At 73.6% G+C, this 24261-nt stretch carries 22 protein-coding genes; 6 read left to right on the top strand and 16 right to left on the bottom strand.

From position 1 onward, the window contains the following. Positions 1-45: 45 nt before the first annotated feature. The 3 genes from ACFYPR_RS04330 to ACFYPR_RS04320 form a co-directional block, all read right to left on the bottom strand. Positions 46-999, bottom strand: coding sequence for a carbohydrate kinase (locus tag ACFYPR_RS04330; protein WP_354860459.1), 954 nt, complete (start codon positions 997-999; stop codon positions 46-48). Then, positions 996-2261, bottom strand: coding sequence for an AGE family epimerase/isomerase (locus ACFYPR_RS04325; protein WP_387185048.1), 1266 nt, complete (start codon positions 2259-2261; stop codon positions 996-998). Before ACFYPR_RS04325 ends, ACFYPR_RS04330 begins: the two co-directional genes overlap by 4 nt. A 229-nt stretch (positions 2262-2490) precedes the next feature. Then, entirely contained in the window at positions 2491-2916 is a 426-nt protein-coding gene (locus ACFYPR_RS04320) for a nucleoside deaminase (RefSeq protein ID WP_354860461.1), read from the bottom strand. 186 nt (positions 2917-3102) lie between these two features. On the opposite strand from ACFYPR_RS04320, the gene ACFYPR_RS04315 reads away from it, so the two are divergent. Next, entirely contained in the window at positions 3103-3969 is an 867-nt protein-coding gene (locus ACFYPR_RS04315; RefSeq protein ID WP_387258551.1) for an aminoglycoside phosphotransferase family protein, read from the top strand. 59 nt (positions 3970-4028) lie between these two features. Here the strand turns inward: ACFYPR_RS04315 and ACFYPR_RS04310 are convergent, their stop codons facing one another. From ACFYPR_RS04310 to ACFYPR_RS04300, 3 genes are read right to left on the bottom strand one after another with little or no spacing between them, the layout of a single operon-like run. Further along, a complete protein-coding gene (locus ACFYPR_RS04310; protein WP_355138012.1) occupies positions 4029-4838 on the bottom strand; it encodes a DNA-formamidopyrimidine glycosylase family protein in 810 nt (269 codons plus the stop codon). 56 nt (positions 4839-4894) lie between these two features. Further along, entirely contained in the window at positions 4895-5095 is a 201-nt protein-coding gene (locus ACFYPR_RS04305; protein ID WP_387258550.1) for a DUF397 domain-containing protein, read from the bottom strand. Beyond that, positions 5088-5975, bottom strand: a complete 888-nt coding sequence (locus tag ACFYPR_RS04300) for a helix-turn-helix domain-containing protein (RefSeq protein WP_387258548.1) — start codon at positions 5973-5975, stop codon at positions 5088-5090. Before ACFYPR_RS04300 ends, ACFYPR_RS04305 begins: the two co-directional genes overlap by 8 nt. Before the next feature lie 375 nt (positions 5976-6350). On the opposite strand from ACFYPR_RS04300, the gene ACFYPR_RS04295 reads away from it, so the two are divergent. From ACFYPR_RS04295 to rocD, 4 genes are all read left to right on the top strand, one after another. Next, positions 6351-6605 (top strand): hypothetical protein, encoded by a 255-nt coding sequence (locus tag ACFYPR_RS04295; protein WP_387185065.1) that lies wholly within the window; start codon positions 6351-6353, stop codon positions 6603-6605. A 111-nt stretch (positions 6606-6716) separates the two neighbouring features. Next, entirely contained in the window at positions 6717-7586 is an 870-nt protein-coding gene (locus ACFYPR_RS04290; protein WP_387258546.1) for a thrombospondin, read from the top strand. A 657-nt stretch (positions 7587-8243) separates the two neighbouring features. After that, positions 8244-9059 carry a dimethylargininase gene (gene ddaH / locus ACFYPR_RS04285; protein ID WP_354860482.1) on the top strand — a complete coding sequence of 272 codons (816 nt, stop codon included), beginning with the start codon at positions 8244-8246 and terminating at the stop codon, positions 9057-9059. Continuing rightward, entirely contained in the window at positions 9059-10273 is a 1215-nt protein-coding gene (gene rocD / locus ACFYPR_RS04280) for an ornithine--oxo-acid transaminase (protein WP_355063790.1), read from the top strand. Before ddaH ends, rocD begins: the two co-directional genes overlap by 1 nt. 138 nt (positions 10274-10411) lie before the next feature. On the opposite strand, the gene ACFYPR_RS04275 is transcribed toward rocD, so the two are convergent. From ACFYPR_RS04275 to ACFYPR_RS04245, 7 genes are all read right to left on the bottom strand, one after another. Then, positions 10412-11566, bottom strand: coding sequence for an FHA domain-containing protein (locus ACFYPR_RS04275; RefSeq protein ID WP_354860473.1), 1155 nt, complete (start codon positions 11564-11566; stop codon positions 10412-10414). Then, the gene (locus tag ACFYPR_RS04270; protein ID WP_354860475.1) at positions 11563-11856 is read right to left on the bottom strand and encodes a 4a-hydroxytetrahydrobiopterin dehydratase; all 294 of its coding nucleotides are present in this window, start codon (positions 11854-11856) and stop codon (positions 11563-11565) included. Before ACFYPR_RS04270 ends, ACFYPR_RS04275 begins: the two co-directional genes overlap by 4 nt. 127 nt (positions 11857-11983) lie before the next feature. After that, positions 11984-13036, bottom strand: a complete 1053-nt coding sequence (locus ACFYPR_RS04265) for an acyl-CoA desaturase (protein ID WP_354862674.1) — start codon at positions 13034-13036, stop codon at positions 11984-11986. A 134-nt stretch (positions 13037-13170) separates the two neighbouring features. Continuing rightward, positions 13171-16623: an SCO7613 C-terminal domain-containing membrane protein gene (locus tag ACFYPR_RS04260; RefSeq protein WP_387258544.1), complete on the bottom strand. Its 3453-nt coding sequence runs from the start codon at positions 16621-16623 to the stop codon at positions 13171-13173. A 47-nt stretch (positions 16624-16670) separates the two neighbouring features. Beyond that, positions 16671-16991, bottom strand: a complete 321-nt coding sequence (gene cutA, locus ACFYPR_RS04255; RefSeq protein ID WP_234590601.1) for a divalent-cation tolerance protein CutA — start codon at positions 16989-16991, stop codon at positions 16671-16673. Positions 16992-17000: 9 nt separating this feature from the next. Beyond that, a complete protein-coding gene (locus ACFYPR_RS04250; protein WP_387258542.1) occupies positions 17001-18017 on the bottom strand; it encodes a 1-acyl-sn-glycerol-3-phosphate acyltransferase in 1017 nt (338 codons plus the stop codon). Next, the gene (locus tag ACFYPR_RS04245) at positions 18017-18850 is read right to left on the bottom strand and encodes a patatin-like phospholipase family protein (RefSeq protein WP_354862678.1); all 834 of its coding nucleotides are present in this window, start codon (positions 18848-18850) and stop codon (positions 18017-18019) included. The genes ACFYPR_RS04250 and ACFYPR_RS04245 overlap by 1 nt, the downstream gene beginning before the upstream one ends. Positions 18851-19015: 165 nt before the next feature. On the opposite strand from ACFYPR_RS04245, the gene ACFYPR_RS04240 reads away from it, so the two are divergent. Continuing rightward, on the top strand, positions 19016-20515 hold the full coding sequence (locus tag ACFYPR_RS04240; protein WP_387258541.1) for a protein kinase: 1500 nt from the start codon (positions 19016-19018) through the stop codon (positions 20513-20515). 15 nt (positions 20516-20530) lie between these two features. Here the strand turns inward: ACFYPR_RS04240 and ACFYPR_RS04235 are convergent, their stop codons facing one another. From ACFYPR_RS04235 to ACFYPR_RS04225, 3 genes are all read right to left on the bottom strand, one after another. Then, a complete protein-coding gene (locus ACFYPR_RS04235; RefSeq protein WP_387185077.1) occupies positions 20531-21643 on the bottom strand; it encodes a glycosyltransferase family 4 protein in 1113 nt (370 codons plus the stop codon). A 100-nt stretch (positions 21644-21743) separates the two neighbouring features. After that, entirely contained in the window at positions 21744-22403 is a 660-nt protein-coding gene (locus tag ACFYPR_RS04230; RefSeq protein ID WP_354862682.1) for a BON domain-containing protein, read from the bottom strand. Positions 22404-22589: 186 nt separating this feature from the next. Continuing rightward, positions 22590-24212 (bottom strand): trypsin-like peptidase domain-containing protein, encoded by a 1623-nt coding sequence (locus ACFYPR_RS04225; RefSeq protein ID WP_363940652.1) that lies wholly within the window; start codon positions 24210-24212, stop codon positions 22590-22592. Positions 24213-24261 lie beyond the last annotated feature (49 nt).

Raw genomic sequence — 24261 nt, 5'->3', positions numbered from 1 at the left:
AAACGCCCACCACAAGTCCATGATCGCCCCGGGCAGGGCAGCGGGTCAGGTTGCCGTGGTCAGGAGGGCTTCGACTTCTGCTCGGGTCGGAGGGCTGGCGCCTCGGCGGGCGCAGGTCAGCGCGGCCACCGTGGCCGCCTGGCTTAGCACCGTCGTCCACTGCGACTCGGTCACGGCGGCGAGCCGGTCGGCCGGCCGGTCACCGAGCGCGTCGATGTCGGCCAGCGCGGCCAGCAGGCCACCGGTGAACGAGTCGCCGGCGCCGACGGTGTCGACCACTGTGGTGCGTACCGCCGGTTGTTCGTGCAGTGAACCGTTCGGGGCGAGCAACCACGCGCCCTCGCCGCCCCGGGTGACCACCGCACAGGACACCCCGGCCTCGCGCCATTCGGCAAGCACGTCGCTTACCGAGCGGTCCGGGTAGAGCCAGGTCAGATCCTCGTCGCTGGCCTTGACCAGGTGCGCGAGGCGGATCTGGCGGCGTGTCCTCTCCTGCTCCGCGGCCCGGTCCGTGACGATGCTCGGGCGGAGGTTGAGGTCGATCGAGATGGTCAGCCCGTCACGGTCGCGTTCGCGGGAGAGCAGGCCCTCCAGCACCTGCGCGCCGGGCGCGAGCGCCAGCGCCAGCGACCCGGTGTGCAGGGCCGTCGCCGACGAGCCGGCCAGGTCGGGCAGCTCCTGCGGGGTCCACTGCCAGTCCGCCGCGCCGTCGAGTCGGAACTCGTAGCTGGCCTGCCCGGTGGTGTTCAGGGTGGCGACCGCCACCGAGGTGGGCTCCTCGGCGCGGACCGCCCACCGCAGGTCCACCCGGTTGGCCGCCAGGTACTCGGCGATCTGCCGGCCGTACTCGTCGGGGCCGATCCGGGCCAGCAGCCGCACCGGCTCGTCGAGCCGCGCCAGGGTGACCGCCACGTTCGCCGGGGACCCACCCGGCACCGCCCGCTGCCCCTCGGCGGTGACCACCAGGTCGATGAGGGCCTCGCCCGCCACCACGATCATGCGGTCACCGGGCCGGGGGCGAGCGGGCCGGGACCACCGAGCGCGCCGGCCGAGCGGGACAGCAGCACCGCCTGGTACGCGTGGTAGACGTCCGGCCGGCCGTGCCAGACCGTGTCGGCGGGCAGGTTCCGCTCGTCCAGCTCGTGCCGCCAGCCGGTGCCGTCGATCAGGTAGCGGCGCGCGTACGCCCAGAAGACCCGGTACCAGTCGGCGTAGACCGCGTCCCCGGTGCGGCGGTGCAGGGTGATCGCCGCGCCGATGGCCTCGGCCAGCACCCAGTGCATCCGGGAGCGCACCACCGGCCGGTCGTCCCAGTCGATCGTGTAGACGAAGCCGTCGGCGCCGTCGACCGCCCAGCCGCGCCGCACGGCGGCCGCGAAGAGGGTACGGGCGTCGGCGAGCAGCCAGCCCGGCGGCTGCGGCAGGACCGCCTCCAGCTCCAGCAGCAGCCGGGCCCACTCCAGCCAGTGACCCATCGTCGAGCCGTACGGCCGGAACGGGTCGGCGGGCTGGTCCCGGTTGTAGTCGAGCAGGGGCGTCCAGTCGGCCGTGAAGTGCTCGGGCAGCCGCCAGTCGTGCCGGGCGGCCTCGGTGTGCACCAGGTGGGTGGCGATCCGCAGGGCCCGGTCGGTCCAGCTCGCGTCGCCGGTGGCGGCGGCAGCGGCGAGGAACGCCTCGACCATGTGCATGCTGCTGTTGGCGCCGCGGTAGTCCTCGGTGACCGTCCAGTCCCGGTTCCACGATTCGCGGACCGCGCCCGCGTCGTCGTCCCAGAACCGGTCCCGCACCACGGCGAGCACGTCGGCGAGCAGGCGGTCCGCGCCGGGTCGTCCGGCCCGGGCGGCGCTGGACGCGGCGAGCAGCACGAACGCGTGGTCGTAGCCGGCCTTGCGCTCGTCGGTCGGCGTGCCCTGCTGGTCCACGGCCCCGAACCAGCCGCCGTACCGGTCGTCGCGCAGCAGCGTGCTGAGCGCGGCGACGCCGTGGTCGACGAGGGCGGCGGCATCCGGGTCGCCGTTGCGGTGGGCGAGCGCGGCCACGTGGGTCATCCGGCAGGTGATCCACGTGTAGAGGGGTTCGCCACGGTCCGGGGTGCGGTCGTCGGTGAGCCACCAGAACCCGCCCTCGGGGCGGACCGCGCGGCGGGCCGTGTCGAGCAGCGTGTGGGTCTGGTCGGCGAGGAACCCGTCCAGGTCGGGCAGGTCGGGCGACCCGGCCGGGGCAGGGGTCGTTGCGGCGTCGGAGCGGGGCACGTCGGTCATCTCAGCTGGTCACCGTCGAGGAGCGAAGGGGCATACGGCAAGGATCGGCGGACGAACCGGGTCCGCGCCGGAAAACCCGCTTACGGTACGCCGGGAGCCGGCCGTCCGACCGTGGTGCGACACGGAGGGAATCAAGAGGGCCATTATTCCCTTTTGTCCGTTGACATCGTTGTCACTCATCAACCCTGCTCCGGCAGCCGGGCCACTGTCAACTTCCGGTGCGCTGCGACTAGTAGTAGTTGTCGATCGGCTGACGCGCCTCGTCGAACAGCGCCGGCCCCTCGTAGCGGACCTGAGGCAGCGCCGGGGTGGCCGGCTTGACCTCCTCGAACTGCTCGCCGGACAGGGCGTACACCACCCGACCGAGGCCGGACCGGTCGATCGCTGTCGCGCACATCGGGCAGGGCTGGCAGCTGGTGAACATGGTGGTGCGGGCGGCCACGTCGCGCGAGAGTTCCCGAGCGGCCCAACGGGCCAGCTTCAGTTCCGGATGAGCCGTGATGTCCGCGTCCGAGACCACGGTGTTGTGATCCTCGATCAGAACGGTGCCGTCGGCGTCGACAAGCAACGAGCCGAACGGCCGTTCGCCGGAGGCCCCCGCCTGGCTGGCGAGTTCGACGGCGCGGCGGAGAAAGGTCTCGTCCTCGGGTGTCATCGGTCCTCCTGAGATGAGTGGTACGCGGCCACGGCCGCAAGGGTCCGCCAGGCACGTTCGGGCTCGGGATCGGTGCCCGGGGCGAAGTTCGGTACGGTCACGCCAATCCGCACGGGTCCCACGCTAGCCACAGTGGACCCGGCACGCGAACACCGTGGTGGCACGGTGGATGCCACGGGAGGCTGGATGGATCTGCCGAAGGGACTGGGCTGGATACGGGGGTCAGCGGTCGGCCGGGCCTGGCTGGCCACACTTCCGACGTTGCTGGCGGAGTGCGCCGAGCGGTGGTCGCTGCGACTCGGCCCGCCCTTCCGGTACGCGTACGCCTCCCTGGCGCTCCCCGCCGACCTGCCCGACGGCACGGCGGCGGTGCTCAAGCTCCAGTTCCCGACCGGGGACAGCCAGCACGAGGCCCACGCGCTGGCCCACTGGGACGGCGACGGCGCGGTCCGGCTGCTCGCGCACGACCCGCAACGGCACGCCCTTCTGGTGGAACGCTGCCAACCCGGCACGCCGCTGTACGAGCTGCCGCTGGACCGGGCACTGGACGCGGCGATCCACGTGCTGCCCCGGCTCTGGCGGCCGGCCGGCACGCCGTTCACCCCGCTCGCCGAGGAGGCCGCCGGCTGGCTCGACCGGATTCCCCGGAGTTGGGAACGGACCGGCCGGCCGTACGAGCGGCGGCTGCTCGATGCGGCGTGCGCCCTGCTCGTCGACCTGGCGTCGAGCCAGGGCGAGCAGGTGCTCGTCAACCAGGACCTGCACGCCGGCAACGTGCTCGCCGCCGAGCGGGAGCCCTGGCTGGTCATCGACCCGAAGCCGCTGAGCGGCGAGCGGGAGTTCTCGGTCGTGCCGCTCGTGCGCGGTCCGGAGCTGGGCCACTCGCCGGCCGCCGTCCGGCACCGGCTGCACCGGCTCAGCACCGACCTCGGGCTGGACGCCGAGCGGGTCCGGGGTTGGACGATCGGCCACACGATGGCCTGGAGCATCGACGGCGAGGTCGTCTTTCCGCACCAGATCGAGGTGGTCCGCTGGCTGCTCGACGGCGAGTGACGCCCGGCCGGCGGCCACGCTGGCCCCGCATCCCGCGATCAAGCGCGGGCGGCGGCCGGTCAGCCGGCCTGGCAGGTGCGGCACCAGTAGAGGTTGCGGCCGGCCAGTTCCCCGCGACTGACCTCGGTGCCGCAGATGTGGCAGGGCGCGCCGGGGCGGCGGTAGACGTACACCTCGCCGCCGTGGCGGTCGACCCGCGGCGGTCGGCCCATCGCCTCCGGCAGGTGGACGTCGCGCACGGTGTCGATCCGCCCGTGCCGGAGGGCGAGCCGCATCAGCTCGACCAGGTCGACCCAGAGCGCGTCCCAGCCGGCGCGGGTCAGGTTGCGGCCCGGCATCGTCGGCGACAACCCGGCCCGGAACAGCGCCTCGGTCACGAAGATCAGCCCGGTGCCGGCCACCACCGACTGGTCCAGCAGCAGCGCCGCGAGGGGCGTGGGGCTGCGGGAGATCCGGGCGTACGCCCGCTCGGGGTCGGCGTCGGCGCGCAGCGGATCCGGACCCAGGCGCTCGCGCAGGGCGGTGACCTCGGGCGGGGTGAACAGCTCGCAGGCGGTCGGGCCGCGCAGGTCGAGCCAGTGCCGGTCGCTGGCCAGCCGCAGCCGCACCTGGCCGACAGGCTCGGGCGGCTCCCCCGGCCCGTCGGTGAACTTCCCGTACAGGCCGAGGTGCACGTGCAGGGTCAGCTCGCCGGCGTAGTGGTGCAGCAGATGCTTGCCGTACGCCTCGGTGCTCTCCAGCACCGTGCCGGACAGCCGGGCCGCGCCCTCGGCGAAGCGGCCCTGCGGGCTGGCGGCGTGCAGCTTGTCCCCGGCGAACAGCTCGGCGTTCCGGGCCGCCAGGCGATGAATCGTGTGTCCCTCTGGCACGGGACCCAAGGATAGTCAGCGGCAGCCGGCCGGGCCGAATGAGCAGTGCGGTCACGTCAGCCCAGGCGCTGCTCCTTGACGTCGGCCACGAACGACGCCCAGGCGCGCGGAGGGAAGACCAGGGCGGCCCCGGACGGGGCCTTGCTGTCGCGTACGGCAACGACGCCGGGGAGGTTGTCGGCCACCTCGACGCAGTTGCCGCCGCTCCCGCCGCTGCGGGTGCTCTTGCGCCAGGTGGCACCGGCCAGGTCAGTCATGATGCTCCTCGATGATCGAAGTGATCATTTTCTCTGATTCTGCCTCAGTCGACGCCAGCGTCTCCAGATCAGACCAGACATGTTCGAAGGCGGCCACCTCGGCTGGCTTGTCGAGATAGAGCGCTCCGGTGATGTTCTCCAGGTAGACGGTGGTCGGCTCGGTCGACGCCCTCCCGAACGCCTTCGGGAAGCCCAGCAGGACGAACGTGCCCGTCTCGCTGGCCAGCGGCGGACCGGCGGCGAGCGGCAGCACCCGCAGGCTGACGTTCGGCAGCAGTGCCGCGTCGAGCAGGTGGCGCAACTGCCCCACCATCGCCCGCCGGTCGGGGATCGTGCGCCGCAGCACCGCTTCGCTCAGGACGACCCGCAGGACAGGCGCGGTGGGCAGCCGACGGACGAGGATGCCCTGCCGTTGCAACCGGACCTCGACCAGCTTCTCCCGATCCTGGGCGCTCATGGTCGGGTTCTTGCGGCGGAAAAGCTCGCTGGCGTATTCGCGGGTTTGCAGGAGGCCGGGGATCAACTCCGCGTCATATTGGCGCAGGGTCGAAGCCGACGATTCCAGGCCGACGTACAGCGAGAACCACGACGGGACGACATCGCCGTACGAATGCCACCACCCTTTGGCACGAGTCTCTTTGGCGAGCGCGGCGACGATCTCCCGCATATCTTCCGGCACCCGGTAGAGAGCGCACATCGCTCGGGCGTCCACCACGCGCACCGGGACCAGCCCCTTCTCGATGCGCCACACCTTCTGCCGCGAGCAGTCCAGCACCGCGGCCGCGGCGTCCAGCGTCACCGAGGCGTCCTCGCGGAGCTGGGTGAGCAGCCGGCCGAGCTGTCGCCGAGGGACCGTGGACCCGCCTGTTTCATCCGTCATGCAACATCACCGCACCCTTCCTGCAACACCGATTGTTTCGCCCCGCACACATTTCTTTTCCATTCCTCGTGCGTCAATACGGCTTGAGAGTAGGACGGGGTGGAGTTGTTGCACAAGGGGGCCAGCGTGGAACAGGCTGTCACGTATCGGGGCCTCGAAAAAAACGCCGGGAATGGCGTCGGCAACAATTCGGCGGAAGGATGCCGCGGTGCGCGTGTCGTACAACGAATACCTCTTGGTCACCGCGCTGACCCTCGCCCGTCGGCATCGCCCGGTCTGGAGCTGGAGGCGCTGGCGCAGGGTGTGCCGCTGCGGCGCGGAGCTGCCCTGCCGGGCCCGCCACCGCATCCCGATCAACCGTGGGCACTGGCCGACGTGACCGAGCTCAGGCCCGGCGACCTCCTGCTGATCGGGGCGGCCTGCTCGGTGCAGTTCTCCGGCGACCGCGAGCTGCGGCTGCGACTGGTGAGCGTGGACGCGCGCCCCACGTACCACGGGTGGGTCTGGCTGACCGGCTACGTCCTGGACGCCAAGGGCCTGGCCGTCGACAAGCGGGAGCTGTACGTGCAGCGGGCCGGGCTGCGGGTGCTGAGCGCCGCCCCGGTGCCGGGCAGGGCGGTCCGCGCGTGATGGGCGTACCCGGAATTGGTGTCAGGAAACGCCCAACGGGGTAGTTGAGGGCGGTACCGCGTGGGTGCCACCCGTTTCGTCGGCCACCACGCATTCATCAGGAGGTGTGTAGTGGTCAGGATTCCTTCGCTGTCCCGCCGGTCCGAGCCGGCGCCGACGCGGGACGAGAACCTCGACGGGCGCGTCGACGGCAACGACACCCCGGTCGCCGACCGGGACAGCAGCACTGCGGTCACCGACACCGGCCGGTCCGACGACGTCACCGGCCGACCGGTGGCAACCGACCGGGACGCCGACCAGACGACGTACCGCAGCACGACGGCGACCGGCGACCAGGTCGGCGAGGCCGAGCGGCGTGCCGCGGAGCGCGCGGCCGTGGCCCGGGCCGCCACCGCCCGCCCGGTGGAGGGCGACTCCCGGCCCGGCGCGGTCCGGTCGGACGGTCCGACCCGGGCGAGCAGCGCCGCGGCGACCGCCCCGACCATCGAGCGCGACACCGACCTCGACCGCGACCGCACGACCCGACGCCCCGAGAGCGACACGGACCTCGACCGGACGACCCCGCGACCCGACCCGACGGACCGCGTCGCGACCGACCGCCCGGTCGACCCCACCCCCGGCCACACCGAGCCGGAGCCGCCGGTGACGCGCGGCCCGAAGCCACGGGCCAGCCTGCTCGCCACCCTCGGCCTGATCGTCTCCGTCGCCGGTGCGCTGTTCGTGCTGACCGGCACCCTGGCCGGGTACGGCATCGGGCTCGGCGCGTTCGGCGCGGTGCTCTCGGTGCTCGGCCTGATGGCCACCCGCCGCAGGCACGTCGCCGGCAAGACCGACGCCCTGTTCGGTGTGCTCATCGGCCTCGCGGCGGTGGTGATCGGCGTGCTGGCGATGACCGGTCAGTTCGACTGGCCGACCACCGACGGCGACTGGGTGCAGCGCTTCCGCGAGTGGCTTGACTCACAGTTTGTCGACCGTTTCTAGCGGGCACTTTTCGGCTCGCCGGTGATGCACCGGCGCGGCCGGCGGTTCGCCGGCAGCCCGCAGGTGGTTCACCGATCGGGCAACACCCTTTCAGGGGCGGCGATTCGCCGCCCCTGAAGTGTGTCCGGGGTCCGCACAGGCCGTCTCCAAGAGGGGCCAGCGCGCGCACCCGCGCCTCCCTCCGCTCCCTCTCTTGAGCCCCTCTCCGCCTCCCTCTTCCTCTTCCTCCTCTTCCTTCTCGCTCCTGCCTTCCGGCTCACCTTCCTCCTCCTTTCGTCCTTTGCTCTGCTTCACCCCAGGCAACACGTTGCGTCCGATTACCGGACGGCAGGTGTTGCCTCCGCTGAAGCAGAGCAAAGGATGCGCCCACTGCCCCCGCAGCCGGCCCGCACGTTGACCCGCAGACGGACGGTGTCACGCACACGGACGGTGTCGTCGCACAGGCCACGTCGGGTGACGCGGAGCACCAGCCAGCCCTGACCGGCCTATCTACGCAACGAATCGCGGCCGCGCAGGCCTCACACGCAACGGATCTGCGGTCTGCGCAAGTTCTGGTGGTGGATCCTGCCGGTCGCGCCGCATACCGTTGAGCAACGGCGCCAGCCCGTGGGCCACGGTGGCCGGGCGCGCCCGACCCCTGGGAGCAGGACAATGACGATGGACGCCACCAGCCAGCGCCTGTTGATGTGCCGGCCGACGTACTTCGCCGTCGACTACGCGATCAACCCGTGGATGGACCCGAGCGCTCCGGTCGACGCCGCGCTGGCCGTCCGACAGTGGGAGCAGCTGCGCCAGACGTACCTTGACCTGGGCCACACCGTCGAGGAGATCACTCCGGTGCCCGGCCTGCCCGACATGGTCTTCGCCGCCAACGGCGGCACCGTGATCGACGGCAAGGCGATGGCCGTGCAGTTCCGCGACCCGCAGCGCGCCGACGAGGCGCCGGCCTACCGGGCCTGGTTCGAGGCCGCCGGCTTCGAGATGTACGACCCGAAGCACGTCAACGAGGGCGAGGGCGACGTCCTGCTGGCCGGTGACCACCTGCTCGCCGGCACCGGCTTCCGCACGGCGCACGCCTCGCACGCCCAGTTGCAGGAGGTCTTCGGCTACCCGGTGATCACCATGCAGCTCGTCGACCCGCGCTTCTACCACCTGGACACCGCGCTGACCGTGCTCGACGAGCGGACCGTGGCGTACCTGCCGGAGGCGTTCTCCCCCGGCAGCCAGGCCGTGCTGCGCCGGCTCTTCCCCGACGCGGTGCACGCCACCATGGCCGACGCCGAGGTGCTGGGCCTGAACGCGGTCAGCGACGGACGGCACGTCGTGCTGCCCGCGCAGGCCACCGACCTGGCCGCCAAGCTGCGCGACCGGGGCTACGAGACCATCGGTGTCGACCTGTCCGAGCTGCTCAAGGCCGGCGGCGGACCGAAGTGCTGCACGCTGCGACTCCGTCAGGGAAAGGCAAGCAAGTGATCGTGGATGACATCCTGCGTACGCCGGGAGCGGTCCGGGACGCCGAGCGCTGGACGGCGCACAACTACCACCCGCTGCCGGTGGTCATCTCGTCCGCCGAGGGCGCCTGGCTCACCGACGTGGACGGCCGCCGCTACCTGGACTGCCTGGCCGGCTACTCGGCGCTGAACTTCGGCCACCGGCACCCGCAGCTCATCGCCGCCGCGCACGCGCAACTGGATCGGCTGACGCTGACCAGCCGCGCGTTCATCCACGACCAGTTCGCCGACTTCTGCCGGGAACTGGCCGAGCTGTGCGGCAAGGACCTCGTGCTGCCGATGAACACCGGCGCGGAGGCGGTGGAGACCGGGATCAAGGTGGCCCGCAAGTGGGGCTACCAGGTCAAGGGCGTCACCCCGGGCCAGGCCAACATCGTGGTCGCCGAGGGCAACTTCCACGGCCGGACGACCACCATCGTGAGCTTCTCCACCGACGAGGACGCCCGCGCCGACTTCGGGCCGTACACCCCGGGCTTCACTGTCGTGCCGTACGGCGACCTGGAGGCGCTGACCGCCGCGATCGACGAGAACACCGTGGCCGTGCTGCTGGAGCCGATCCAGGGCGAGCAGGGCGTGGTGGTGCCGCCGGAGGGCTACCTGCCGGGCGTACGCCAGGTCTGCACCGAGCGGAACGTGCTCTTCATCGCCGACGAGATCCAGTCGGGTCTGGGGCGTACCGGCCGGACGTTCGCCTGTGACCACGAGGGCGTCGTGCCGGACATGTACCTGCTCGGCAAGGCGCTCGGCGGCGGCATCGTGCCCGTCTCCGCGGTGGCCGCGAACGCCGACGTGCTCGGCGTGCTCAAGCCCGGCCAGCACGGCTCCACCTTCGGCGGCAACCCCCTCGCGTGCGCGGTGGCGATCGAGGTCGTCCGGCTGCTGGCCACCGGCGAGTTCCAGCGCCGCTCGGCCGAGCTGGGCGAGCGGCTCCGGGCCGGCCTGGAAGGGCTGGTCGGCAAGGGCCTCGTCGAGGTACGCGTACGCGGCCTGTGGGCCGGTCTGGACATCGACCCGGCCCTGATGAGCGGCCGGGAGGCCTGCGAGCGCCTCGCCCAGCGCGGCATCCTCGCCAAGGACACCCACGGCTCCACCATTCGGCTCGCCCCACCCCTGGTCATCACCGAGGAAGAGATCGACCTCGCGGTGGCGCAGCTCGCGGAGGTACTGACCGCCTGACCCTCGCGTTGATCATGAAGTTGTTGCCCGCTGCCGCGGCGTGTCGTGGCAATAACTTCATGATCAACCGGGGTCGGCGCGCTGGGCGGCACTGGGCGGAGGGCGGGCGCCGGGAAACCCCCGGCGCCCGCCTTTGCGTTAGGGGCGGGGTAGGCGCATCGCCATCGTGGGGGCCTCGGCCATCACCGAGGTGGGGGTGAACGGGGCGCCCGTTGGCAACTCCTCGGCACGGCCGATCTGCACGCCGGGGTACAGCTCGATCATGTCGTTCTCGCCCAGCACCCGGGACTGCTGCGGGGCCAGGGGGATCCGGTCCGCCTCGTTCATCGACCCGGCCGGCCGGATGCCGGAGCCGTTGGTGCTGACGTCGGTCACGATGACCTCACCGACCCGCAGCTCGAAACGGACATGACCCCGGCTGATCCACCGCCGGGCCTCGTCGTTGAGCCACTGCCCGAGCATGATCCCGCCCTCCTGCTCGGGCGCCCGGCCGGCCACCACCGGCTGCTCCTCGCTCAGCACGAACCGCCGTCGCACCAGGCCACCCACGCGCACGGCCAACACCTCCGTACGCGGACGCGGGCCGCCGTCGCCGAGCCGCGCGCCGTGTCGCGGGCAGGTCGGCACGCCGTTGCGCAGCGAGGGCGGCGGCTGCGCGGCCGGGCTGCGGTCCGCTCCGCCGGCCAGGTCGGCGAACGCGCCACCCCCACCACCACCGCCGAACAACGCGCAGCCCGACTCGGGGCAGCGCCACTGCCGGGCCAGCAGCTTCGCCCCGGTCGGCGAACGCTTGCCGGCCACCGGGGCGTGCCCGCCGCCGACGTGCGCGATGAACACCGGCCCACCGGCGCCCGGCACCGGGGCGACCACCCGGCCGGGCTGCTCGACCAGCCACGGGAACCGCCCGCGCAGCCCGTCGAAGCGCACCCGGGTGAGCACCGGAAGGCCGAGCAGGTCGGCGACCTCCAGCATCCGGTCCCCCGGGTTGTCGAGCACCTCGACGAGCCCGTCGTCGGCCCAGCGGCGAACCACCATCCGCTCGTTCGAGGTCAGGTCGGCGTCGGAGAGCAGCGCCCGGTGCACCACGGCGTACACCTGGACGCTGTCCTCCTCCAGCTCGCGGGAGAGCGCGTCGATGACCATGCCGAGGCGCAGCAGGCTCGCCGGCCGGCCACCGTCGATGTCCTGGTAGCGGATGATCTCGGCCAGGTCGAGCACCGCGCGGGCCAGCGACGGGTCGGTGCAGACCCGCCCCTCGATGGCGTCCAGAACCTTGCTGATCTCGAATCTCATGCCGCACTCCGGACGATGTCGTCAATCCGCCGGGCCAGCTCGATGTCCCGGTGGGTGACCCCGCCGGCCGAGTGCGTGACACAGCGGAAGGTCAGGGTCCGCCATCGGATGTCGATGTCGGGATGGTGGTCGAGCTCCTCGGCCACCGCCGCCACCCGGTCCACGACCGCGATGGCGTCCGGGAAACTGCCGAGCTGAACGGTGCGGCCGATGCCGGTCGGGTCACCCGACCAGTCGGCCAACCCGCCCAGCTCTTTCCGCACCGCGTCCGCGGTGAGCAGGTCTGCCATGACCAGACCCTACCGGTGGCGCGTCCAGCGAGCCGTACGCGCCACCGCCAGTTGACGCACGCAGACGCCGGCGGGGCGGCATCACCCGATGCCGCCCCGCCTGTCGATCTCACGTCAGCCGCTCTGTTCAGCCGCGCAGCGGCCGGCCCACCTCGTGCAGGTGGCCGAGCGCCTGCCGGTACGACTCGATCAGCCCGGTCTCCGCGTACGGGATGCCCTGCTCGACGCAGTAGGCGCGGACGATCGGCTGCGCCCGGCGCAGGTTCGCCCGGGGCATGTTCGGGAACAGGTGGTGCTCGATCTGGTAGTTGAGCCCGCCCAGCGCGGTGTCGACCAGCCGGCTGCCCCGCACGTTGCGTGAGGTCAGCACCTGCTTGCGCAGGAAGTCCAGCTCGTCCTCGGCGGTCGGCATCGGCATGCCCTTGTGGTTCGGCGCGAACGCGCAGCCCATGTAGAGGCCCCACAGCCCCTGGTGCACGGCGGCGAAGAGCAGCGCCTTGCCCGGCGACATGACCGCCAGCAGCAGCGCCACGTAGCCGGCGGTGTGCGCGAGGAGGAGCCCCGCCTCGACCGCGCGGTGCCGCATCGGGGTCGCGTACCGGCCACTCTGCTCGCGGCCGATGATCGCCCGGATGCTCGCCACGTGCAGGCTCAGACCCTCAAGGAAGAGCAGCGGGAAGAAGAGGTACGCCTGCCGGCTGGCCATCCAGCGGTGTGCGCCCCGGGTCTCCAGCGCCTGTTCGGGAGTCCACGCCAGGGCGCCCGCGCCGACGTCCGGGTCCTCGTCCTCGTGGTTCGGGTTGGCGTGGTGCCGGTTGTGCTTGTCGACCCACCAGCCGTAGCTGATCCCCACCGCCGCGTTGCCGGCGACCAGCCCGACGACCTGGCTGGGACCGCGTCGACGGAACATCTGGCGGTGCCCGGCGTCGTGACCGAGGAACGCGACCTGGGTGGTGGCCACCGCCATCACGGCCGCGAGCGCCACCTGCCACCAGGAGTCGCCGACCAGGAACACGGCGACCCAACCGGCCACGAAGGCGCCGAGGGTGAGCACGAGGCGGGCAACGTAAGAGGCAGGTCGCCGCTCCAGCAGGCCGGCCTGACTGATCCGTCGGGACAACTGTGCGTAATCACTACCCCGCCGTCGTACCGGCGGTTCCGCCACCGCTCCGAGCGCCATTGGTGCTCCTGTTCCGCTTGCGCCCGAACCAGGATGGTTCGGGGTCAATGTCAGTCTCCCCGCATCGGTTGCGGTGAGTAACCCTGACAACCCCCGGATGGGGGGTAGGGCGGGCCCTACCCCCGGCCTTGCGTTCAGCCCAGCCGGGCCACTGCGGCGCGCAGTCGGGCCAGGTCACGACGCCGCCGCTCGTAGCTGGCGGCCAGCCCGATCAGCGCCAGCCCGCCGGCGCCCAGGTAGATCCACCGGGGCAGCAGGTCCCAGCCACGGGCGATCTCGTGCAGCGCCAGGACGGCCAGCACCGCACCGCCGAGCAACACCGGGGCCTGCCAGCGGCGGCTGGCGCCGGCCAGCACCGCGCCCAGCGCCGCCGCGCCGAGCAGCAACCGTCGCCACGGCTGCGGATCCGGCCCGGCCATTACCGACACCAGGCTCGGCAGCAGCGCCGCGACCAGCCCCGGGCCGAGCGCCGGCCAACTCGTCAGCCCCGGCCGGGTACGCAACGCCAGCAGGCCCGCGCCGAGGGCGAGCCCCGCGGCCGGCAGGGTGTACGCCTCCAGCACGGTCACCCCGCCGGCGGCGAGCAGCACCCACGCACCGAGCAACTCGCTGCCCGCGGCGATGGCGGCGAACCGCCACCGTCGACCGGCCGGCTCCCCCCGGCGCAGCAGCCGCAGCGCGACGGCCGCACCCCACAGCACGCAGACGGTCGCGAGCTGCTGCGCCACCTCGACGGTGAGCGCCGCAGCCACCCCCGCCACCGCCTGCGCGGCGGCATCCAGCACGCGCCCGACCGGTGCCCGCCGCCGGCTGGACGTGGCCGCGGCGGCGAGGACCAGCACGGCCACCCCCAGCAGCGGGTACGCCGCCGCCCGCAACCCCAGCCCGTTGGCGAGCGGAGCTGTCACCGCCAGCGCGCACGCCGCTCCCACGGCGGCGACGCTTCCGACGACGCGCACCTCGACCATCCGCGCTCCGACGGCGACGACCACCGCCGTCACCAGAAGCGTGCCCTCGGCCGCGAGCGTGCCGGACCTGGTGGCCAGGAGCACCGCCACGCCCGCCGCGGCCAACACCGCTCCCACGGGCACGGCGATCGACGCGAGCCCCGGACGGGGCGCCACCAGGGCGGCGAGCAGCAGCGTGGACACCCCGACGAGCAGGGTGGCGGCCGGCAGCACCGGCCAGGGCACACCGATCGCGACGAGCAGCACCGGCAGCGCGGCGGCGGCGAACGGCAGGCCGGCCAGCAGCGCTGGGCGCACCCGCCGACCGGCCAGCGCCGCGGCCACCGCCAACCCGACAAGCGCCAGCCCGGTGGGGAACAGCCCCCGATCGGCGGTCGCGGTCGGCGCCCCGGACCAGACCGGTTCCCAGATGCCGTACGGAAAGACCAGCGCGATGAGGATCGTCGGCAGCGCGGCCAGCACCGCGACCCCCGCCAGCACGGCACCCGACGCCCTCAGCAGACCCCCGATCGCCGACGGCCCCCCGACCGTCGACGATCCCCCGACAGTCGTCTGCTCCGCGGGACCGTCCCGCTCGTCGCCGAGCGCCGGCAGGCCCCAGCGGGCGACGAGCGCGACGCCCAGCGCCGCCAGCGCGGCGTACAGCGTCACGGGTTCGTTCCCTGCCGCCACCAGTGGCGCGACCCCGGCCGCGAGCACCGCGACCACGGCGCCCGGCACCGCGTACTCGATCAGGTCGACCCGGTGGCGACGCACCGCGAGCGTCGCGACCAGCGACAGCCCGGCGGCGATCAGCGCGGCCCGGGCCTGCCACCAGGGCTGCGCGCCGGCCGCGAAGAGCGCCACCGCGGCGATGGCGGGCAGCGCCAGGTGCGCGGCCAGCAGACCGACACCCGCCACCCATCGGTACGGCCCGTCGGCCGTCCGCACCGCCAGCGCCACCCCGAGCACGGTGCTGATGCCCAGCACCACCACGACGCCGAGCGGATCGGCCAGGGCCACCAGCAGCGCGTGCCCGATCAGAACGGCGCCGCCAGACGCCCAGCCGAGCAGGGTGGCCGGTCGGGTCGCCGGACGGGCCAGTACGGCGAGCACCAGAGCTACCCCGCCGGCCAGGTCCACGGCCACCACAGTCGCCCACGACGCCGTCCAGCCGATGGGCACGGCGAGCAGCACCACCACCGCGCCGGCCGTGGCCAGCCCCGCCCACGCGCGGCGGGGCAGCAACGACGCGGCCGCGCCCAGCGCCAGCGCCACGGCGGGCGCCACCTGCCAACCCCAGCTCAGATCCGGCCCCCACCCGGCCCCGTGCCAGGGCGGCAGCGACCGGGCGGCGGCGGCCACCGCCAACACACCGGCGATCGCCACGGCGACCTGCGCCGCACCGGCCGCGACCAGCAGCGCGCCGGCGCGCGGCCCGGGACGCCAGCCGGTCGGCAACAGCCGCACCGCCCCGGCCAGGACGAGCGCGACCGTCGCCGCCGCGAGCAGCAGCAACGACGGCCGCAGCTCACCCACCGGGCGCAGCAGCGCGGCGGCGAGCACCGGCATCAGCAGGCCGGCGGCCACCGCCCGCGACGCCGTGCCGCCGACCAGCAACGCCGCGACGAGCCCGGTCACCGCGACCAGCAGCATCGGCACGCCGGCCAGCAACGGCGACCCCGCCGACCGCCCCAGCACCAACGGCACCAACGCACACGCGCCCGCGCCGACCAGCGCGCCGACGTGACCCAGCCCGGCGAGCACCCGACCGGCGAGCCGGCGTGCGTCGTCCCCATCGCGCAGCGCGACCAGCACCGCCAGATTCAGCACGGCCACCCCGAGCAGCACCAGCACCCAGCCGTCCGCGCCGGGCTCGGCCGGCGCCGCGAGCAACGGCAGCACCGGTTGCGCGACCACGAGGCCGGCGAACCAGGGCCCGGTCAACCCGCTCAACCGGCCGTACGCCACGAAGACCGCCGCGCTGGCCCCCCCGACCAGCGCGGCGTACCGGGTGCCCGGCCACCCGGCCACGTGACCCAGGTCCACCGACCAGGCGGCGTACCCGTCCAGCAACACCAGCAGCAGCCCCACCGCGGCGAACGTCTCCGCCGTACCCCGCAACCCCCGGCGGACCGCCAGCAGCGGGCCGGCCAGGACGAGCGCCGTGACCGCCGCCAGGATCAGCGCCCGGCCACCGACCCCCACGGACGCCCAGGCCACCGCCGTGAAGACCACGGCCGCGGTGCCGAGCAGAAGTCCACCGAGGACGAACAGCAACCCCTGGACCGTCCGGGTCGAGGTCTCCGCCGCGCCGGGCCGCGCGTGCTCCCCCGCGCCACCGGGCGACGCCGACGCGACGAGCTGCGCCGGCCCGACGACCGGCGCCCCCGCCGCCAGCCCCGCGCGGACGACCGCCGCCAGCTCGGCCCGCCGCCGCGAGGTGGCCGCCAACAGACCAGCCAACTCGGTGTACGTCCGGCGGGCCCGCTCCACCTCCGGACCGAGCCGATCCACCTCCCGCCCCAGTCGGACCACCTCGGCCGCGACCGGGTCCGGCGGGCGGCGGCAGCCGGCGCAACCGGCGGTCAGGTCGGCCGGGGCGCCGCAGGCGGGGCAGGGATAGCGGGTGTCGTCCACCCGGTCATCATCGAAAACCGACGGCGGACGGCCCAGAGTGCGCGTACCTAGGGTCGGGTGTGGTCGTGCACCCAGGCCGCGTACCCGGGATCACCACTGTCCACCCGCGACACCAGGATCTCCGGGACCTCGTACGGATGGCTGGCCCGGATCTGGTCCACCAGCGCGGCCAACCGATCCGGCGCGGTCTTGAACTGCACGGACCACTCGGTGCTCGTCTCCACCCCGGAGCGCCACCAGTAGGTGCTGTCCACCTGACCGCCGACCTGGGCACAGGCGGCGAGCCGCCCGGCGACGGCCGCGGCCGCCAGCACGTCCGCAACCGAACGCGCATCCACCACCGTCGTCACCACGCAGATCTGGTCCACGAGCGCACCCTACGCGGCGCTGTCCCGATTGGCCGCGATCCACGTGTCAATCTGCGCCCACCAGTCGAAGAGCCAGTCGATGCGTTGCTGCCGGTCGGTCGGCACCTCCTCCGGGGGCACCGACCAGAACCGCATCACGATCCGCTTGTCCATGGGCAGCTCCCGCCACACGTCGGCGACGGTGCGCATCCGGTCGAGTCCGGTGTGGGCGACGAAGATGACCCCGGCGTCCGGGGCGGCGTCCAACGCGGCGAGCACCCCACCGGGCTGCGGGGCGAGCACGTGGCGCATCCGTTCGGCGCGCTGCGCCATCCGTTCCAGGCCGAGGGACCGCAGCCGGGCGATGGCCCGCAGTCGGCGCTTGGGGGTGAAGTTGCCGCCCTCCGGAAAGATCACGAAGGCGTCGTTGTCGTCAAGGCCGGTGGCGAGGTGCCCGACCTGGCGTACCGTCTCCTCGCCGCGCTCCGGTGTGGGCGCGATGAACCGGTTGGGCAGGCGGTTGAGCAGCACGTCGATCGCCGGATCCCACTGGAGACTGTCCTTGAGCACGATCCGCGGCTCCCGGTTGAACCAGTTGACCAGACCGTGGATCAGGATGAACGAGTCACCCGGCCCGGCGTGCCGGCAGAGCACCAGCTCGGGCCGACCGGGCAGCGCGGTGTCCGGGTCCGTGCCGACCACGTCGATGTGCAGCCGCAGCGACCAGCGGGCCTGCCAGAACAGCACCCGCAGGAACCAGCCGGCCAGCACGTAGTGCGCGCGCTGGAAGGCCGGGGACCGGCTGCGCCAGCCGAACCCGGACGCCAGCCACAGGACGAACAACGCGAGCAGCGCGGCAGCGTCCCAGACCAGGTAGACGCAGCCGATCCAGAGCAGACGCAGGGGGCGTAGCCGGCCCGGGACCAGCGGTGAGACGGCCGCCGCGAGCAGCGCCCAGACCGGCAGCGTGGTCACCACGGCGATCGCGAGCAGCACCACGCCGGGGGCGATCAGCAGCCGCCGCAGCCACCTGGGGGGCAGCGGCATCAGCGCTCCACGTGGGTGGCGAGGTAGCGGCGCGAAGCGGTGTACGCCCGGCTGATCCGCCGTCCCACCGCCGCGATGTCCCGGTACGCCCACGGCGTGTCGTCGCGTGGGTTCAACCCACCGGTCGGCAGGACGTGCACCTCCACCCCCTCGGGCAGCGCGGCCATCTCGCGGAAGAAGCGGTGCCGGCGGGATATCTCGAACGCGACCTGGGCGATCTCCCACGGTCGCCGGGGTGGCGTCAGCTCCCGTTCGATCCGGCCCACCTGGAGGACGAAGATCTGGCCGGCGCCCGCGGCCACCGCCTCGCCGATCGGGATGGAGTTGACGATGCCGCCGTCGACGTAGTGCGCGCCGTCGATCTCGGTGGGCGGGAGCAGGCCCGGCACCGAGGCCGACGCCAGCACGGCCGGCACCACCGGGCCGCTGGAGAACCAGTGCTCGGCGGCCCGCTCGATGTGCGCGGCGCAGCAGCGGAACGGCACCCGCAGGTCGGCGAAGGTGGTGTCGGCGCCCAGTTCGGATTCCAGCAGCCGGCGCAGCGGCCGGGGCGAGTGCAGGTGGGTGCGGGCGGCGAAGCGGCGCAGTTGCCGGGCGACCGAGTCGCCGTACACCTCGCTGGCCTCGGGTGAGGCCCAGAGCCGCACCAGCCGGTCGGTCACCGCCTCGGACGGGTCGGCGGCGACCAGCGCGCCGTTGACCGCGCCGATCGAGGTGCCGAGCACCATGTCGGGTTGGATGCCAGCGCGGAACAGGGCCCGCAACATGCCCACCTCGACGGCGCCGAGCACCCCTCCGCCACCGAGAACGAACGCCACCGGTCCCCCCGCCATGTCCTCATCCTGGCACGCGCCCGCCGCCACCAGTCGGCCGCCGCCCACCGGGCGGTGGGCGCACCCCGCCCGCCGTCCGCCACCATCGGGCACATCGGCCGTTGACAGGCAGGACACATTCGCGCAACCTGATACGGCTCCCACCCCCGAGGGCAGGTGCGATCCGTGAAGGCAGCGCTGCATCCGGGCCGATTGCTGGCCCGCAGGTACCGACTCATCGACCAGATCGGCTCCGGCGGCATGTCGGTGATCTGGCGGGCGCGGGACGAGGTGCTCGACCGCGTCGTGGCGCTCAAGGTGCTCGCGCCGTCACTCGCCGCCGACGCGCGGTTCCGCGACATGGTGCGGGAGGAGGCGCGCGCCGCCGCCCAGTTGGTGCACCCGCACGTGACGGCGGTGCACGACTACGGCGAGACGGTCGACCCGGACGGGACCATCACCTCGTTCGTGGTGATGGAGCTGCTCAGCGGCGAGGAGCTGGAGCTGCGGCTCACCGAGGGCCCGCTGCCGTGGCCGGAGGCGGTCGAGCTGGGCGCCCAGGTCGCGGACGCGCTGGCCGCCGCGCACCGGCTGGGCATCGTGCACCGCGACATCACCCCGGCCAACGTCATGATGACGGCGATGGGGGTGAAAGTCCTCGACTTCGGCATCGCCACCCGGATCGGCGCCCCGGACGAGGACGAGGACGGCGGCACCTTCGGCACCCCGGCGTACGTGGCCCCGGAACGGCTCCACGGCGCACCCGCCCAGCCGGCCACCGACGTCTACTCGCTCGGCGTGCTGCTGCACGAGGCGTTGACCGGCCGGGTGCCCTACCCGGCGGACACCTGGGAGCAGCTCAGCGCCGCGCTGGCCGGCGGCCCGGCGCCGACCCTGGCCGACGTGCCGGAGCTGCCCGCGGCGGTGGCCCGGATCTGCCTGCGGAGCCTCTCCCGGGACCCGGCGGACCGGCCGACGGCCCGGCAGCTCGCCACCGAGCTGCGCGGCCACCACCCGCCGCCCGACCCACCGACCGCCACGATCCGGGTGCCCACCCTGGCCCTGCCGCCGTCGACGACGACCCCGCCGCTGAGCGCCGCGGGGACGGCGCACGCGGGCGACGCGACGGCACCGCTGGCGGACGAGGTGACGGCGCTGTCCGGTGCGGGGCCCGGCCGGTCCCGCCGGCGGGTGGCGCTGCTGCTCCTGATCCCGGTGGTGCTGGCCGTCGGTGTGGCGCTGGCCGGTGCGGCACTGCTGCCCGACCGGCAGCCGGATCGCCGGGCCCAGCCGTCGGCCGGCCCGGCGACGCCCGTGCCGCCCGACCCGCCGACCGACCCGCCGGCCACCGAGCCGTCCCGGCCGACCCCGGCACCGTCGTCGCCACCGGCCACCCGCGCGCCCACCGGCGAGCCGGGCACCCTCGTGGAGGCCGCCAACCGTGTCGACGGGCTGATCGACGCCGGCCTACGCGACGGGGAGATCCGCGACGATGTCGGCCTCGACCTGCGCAACGAGCTGCGCAACCTGCTGGCCGCCGCCGGCTCCGGCCGGGACGAGCTGGCCCGACCGGTGGCCCGGCTGCGCGAGAAGGTCACGGTCCGGCTGGGCGAGGGGGCGATCAGCCCGGCGTACGCGCAGCGGCTGGACGCCGCCATCGCCGAGCTGGGCGCGGCCCGGGTCTGAACCGGGGCGACACCGTCAACGGACCGCGACGGGGGCCGTCTCGCGGGCAGCGGGCCGCCCGAGGGCGAAGCGCCGGTAGACGTCCTCATAGCCGTACGCCATCCGCTCGACCGAGAAGTTCTCGGCGACGTGCGCCACACAGTCCAGCGGGTCCAGCTCCCGAACGGCCAGCAGTGCGGCGGGCAGCTCGGCGGGCTGCCGACAGACCAGCCCGGTGATCCCGGGTCGAACCAGTTCGGGCACCGCGCCCCGGTCGAGCGCGACCACAGGCGTACCCGTCGCCATCGCCTCCACCATCACCATGCCGAACGGCTCCTCCCACTGGATCGGCATGATCAGGCAACGGGCGTCGACGAGCATCCGCAGGGTCTCGGCGCGGTCGGCGTTGAGCACGACGGACACGTCCTCGTCGACCAGCGGCGCGACGACCTGCTCGAAGTAGCGCCGCTCAGCCGGCTCGTTGCACTTGCCGGCCAGCAGCAGCGGCAGGCCGGCCTCCCGGCAGGCGCGGATGGCGATGTCCGGGCCCTTGTCCGGGCTGAACCGGGCCAACCACAGCACCGGCCCGGGGCCGGGCGCGGTCTTGCGCGGGAAGCCACGCAGGTCCAGTGCGTTGTGCACGGTGCCGGCCCAGGGCAGGCTCGGGTTGAGTCGGCGCTGCGCGTGCGAGATGGCCACCAGGGCGACGTCCTCGCCGGCCTCGCCGAGCACGTCGCCGTACTCCCCCACCGGGTTGCCGTGCACCGTCGCCACCGTCGGCACGGACCGGCGGCCGGCCACGAGCGGGCCGATCGTGGTGTGGTCGTGGATCACGTCGAAGTCGGCCGGCGTGATCATGCGGTTCACCCGGGCCAGGTGCGCAAGCTCCGGCAGCGACTCGCCGAGCCGCTCGTACTGGACCTCGGCGACGGTGGAGACGAAGCCGCTGGCGTCGGTGCCGTGCTGCTCGCCGGCACCGAACAGCGTCACCGCGTGGCCGTGCGCGGACAACTCGTCCACCAGGCAGGCCACCACCTGCTCCAGGCCGCCGTAACCGGGCGGCGGCACGGACAGCCATGGCGGGACCACCATCGCTATGCGCAACGACCGCTGCGGCGAGCGGTCGGCGGGCGGGTGGTTCACGGCCACGAGTCCTCCCCGTTGATCCCCGATCAGGTATCGCCGTCGGTCGGCATGGTCCGCGGCGGTTTCCCCACCCGGCCTCCGGTAAACCGGACAAGACGGACGCCTACCCGCCGACCAGGAGTTGGTCGTGCACGGCTCGTACGCCCGGCGCCGACCACGCCACCCGATCCACCTGGTCCCGTTCCCACCACGAGCGGACCACCCCGGCGAGGACCAGCGTGTCGCCGTCCACCTCCACCGTCACCCGCTCGGCGCCGAGCGTGCGCGCCAGGGCACGTCGGACGTCCTGCCGCAGCCGCTCGCCGGCCGGTGGCGCGGACGGCCGCACCTCGACCAGGTTGGTGATTCCCCGTACCCCGTCCAGCCGGCGCAGCTCCCCCTCGGCGGCCCGGCGCTGCCACCCGAACTCGACCTCGCCGCGCAGCATCAACCAGCCGTTGGCGACGGTGACGTCCAGCCGTTCGGCGGGCACGAAACTGTCCCACTCCAGGGCCCGGGCCGCGGCGAGGGCGATATCGCCGTCGGTACGCCCCGGTGTCCCCGGCAGGCGTACCTCGATCTCGTCGGCCACCACGCGTACCCCCCGCACCCGTTGGGCGCAGCGGGTCGCCGCCCACGCACGGGCCGCGCCGTCCACGAAACCGGTCAGGGTGACCACTCCCTGGTCGACGGCCACCCCGATCTCGTTCGGTCGCAGCCGCGGATCCCAGGCCAGCTCGGCCAGGACCTCGCGCTGGATCCACTCGTCGTCGTCGACATCCACCCTGCTCACGGCCCACCCCCCGTACGCTCGCCGGCTCGCCTGCCGACCGTGCCGCTCGCACGGGTGACGGCGGTTCACCCCAAGAGGGTGAACCGCCGTCCGGGCGGAAAAAGCGGCGGGTGACGGAGCCGACCCCCTCGGCCCCGCCACCCGCCGCCGGAGGGAGGAGGCAGGTTCAGTTGTCGGTCAGGACGTCTCGGCGAGCGTCACGGTCGCCGTCTTCTCGGCGCCGTTGCGCTTGAAGTGCACCTCGACCCGGTCGCCGACCTTGCCGGCCTGCACCGCGCCGACCAGGTCGTCGGAGTCGTTGATCACCTTGTCGCCGAAGCGGGTGACCACGTCGCCGCGCTGCAGGCCGGCCTTCTCGGCGGCGCTGCCCGCCGTGACCGAGGCGATCAGCGCGCCGCCGCCCTCGGCCTGGTTGACGCCGACCCCGAGCGACGGGTGGCTGACCTTCTCGCCGCGCTGGAGCTTGCCGGCGACGTCCTTGGCCTTGTTGCTGGGGATGGCGAAGCCGACGCCGATGTTGCCGGTGCTCTGCCCGGAGGTGGCGATGGCGGTGTTGACGCCGATCACCTCACCCCGGGTGTTGACCAGCGCGCCACCGGAGTTGCCGGGGTTGATCGGCGCGTCGGTCTGCAGCAGCCCGGAGATCGAGCTGACCGCCTGGCTCTGCTGGTTCGGGTCCTGCTGCTGGCCCTCGCCGGCCCGGATGGTGCGGTCCCGGGCGCTGAGGATGCCCGCGGTCACCGAGCCCTGGAGGCCGAGCGGGCTGCCCAGGGCGAGCACCTGGTCGCCGACCTGCATGGCGTCGCTGTCGCCGAACGTGGCCGGCTTGAGGTCGCTCACCCCGTTGGCCTTGACCACGGCCAGGTCGGTCTTCGGGTCGGTGCCGACGATCTTCGCCTGGGCGTTCTTGCCGTCGGCGAAGACGACCTGCACGGTGTCCCCGCTGGCAGAGGCGACCACGTGGTTGTTGGTGAGCACGTAACCGTCGGCGCTGAGCACCACGCCGGAGCCCTCGCCGCTGTCGGTGGCGATGGAGACGACGCTGTCCTGTACGGACGCGGCGATCTTCGGCAGGTCGGCGCTGTTGAGCACGGGAGCCGCGGAGTAGGTGCGGGTGACGCCGCCGTTGTCGCCGTCGAGGGCGAGCGCGAGCGCCCCACCGGCGACGCCGGAGCCGAGCATCAGGGCGAACACCGCGACGCCGGCGCCGGCGAACTTGGCGATCCGGCCCGGCCGGGGCCCGGCGCCGGGCGGCGTGGCCTGCGGACCCCAGGGCGGCACGGGCTGCCCCGGCTGGTGCTGCTGGTGCTGGGCGTGCTGGGGGTAGGCCGCGCCCGGCTGGCCCCCGCCGGCCCAGCCGGACTGCTGGCCCGCGTGCCAGCCGGCGCCCGGGTACTGGCCGGCGGCCGGCTGCGGGTAACCGGAGTAGCCGGGCTGGCCCGGGTAGCCAGGCTGGCCGGAGTGGCCGGGCGCCGGGTGGGCGGAGACCGGGTACGGCGGCGCGGATCCACCAGCGGCGGCCGGCGTCTCGTACCCCGTGGGCTGGCCCACGGTCGGCGGCTCGTACCCGGTCGGCTGCCCGGTGTGGGGAGCGGACCCGGTCGGTCCGTCGGGAGCGGCGGACGCGGCCGGAGTGGCGACGGTGGGCGCGGTGTCCCCGTCGGTCGAGACGACCGGGACGGGGGTGGTCGGAGAGTCGGACTGCGCGCGCTCGTCGCGCGGCAGCTCGGCGGTGGGGTGCGACGGCTCGGCGTCGGTGGGGGCCGGCCGGCGCTGCGGGTCGGACTCGAACTCGGTCATGGGACTACCTTCTCCCCCGGCACTGCAACCAACCTGGAACCGTCCTGGA

Source organism: Micromonospora sp. NPDC005254, from assembly GCF_042872525.1.
Lineage (GTDB): Bacteria > Actinomycetota > Actinomycetes > Mycobacteriales > Micromonosporaceae > Micromonospora.
The sequence above is the reverse complement of the archived record's forward strand: the minus strand, read 5'-3'. Positions and strand labels throughout refer to the sequence as shown.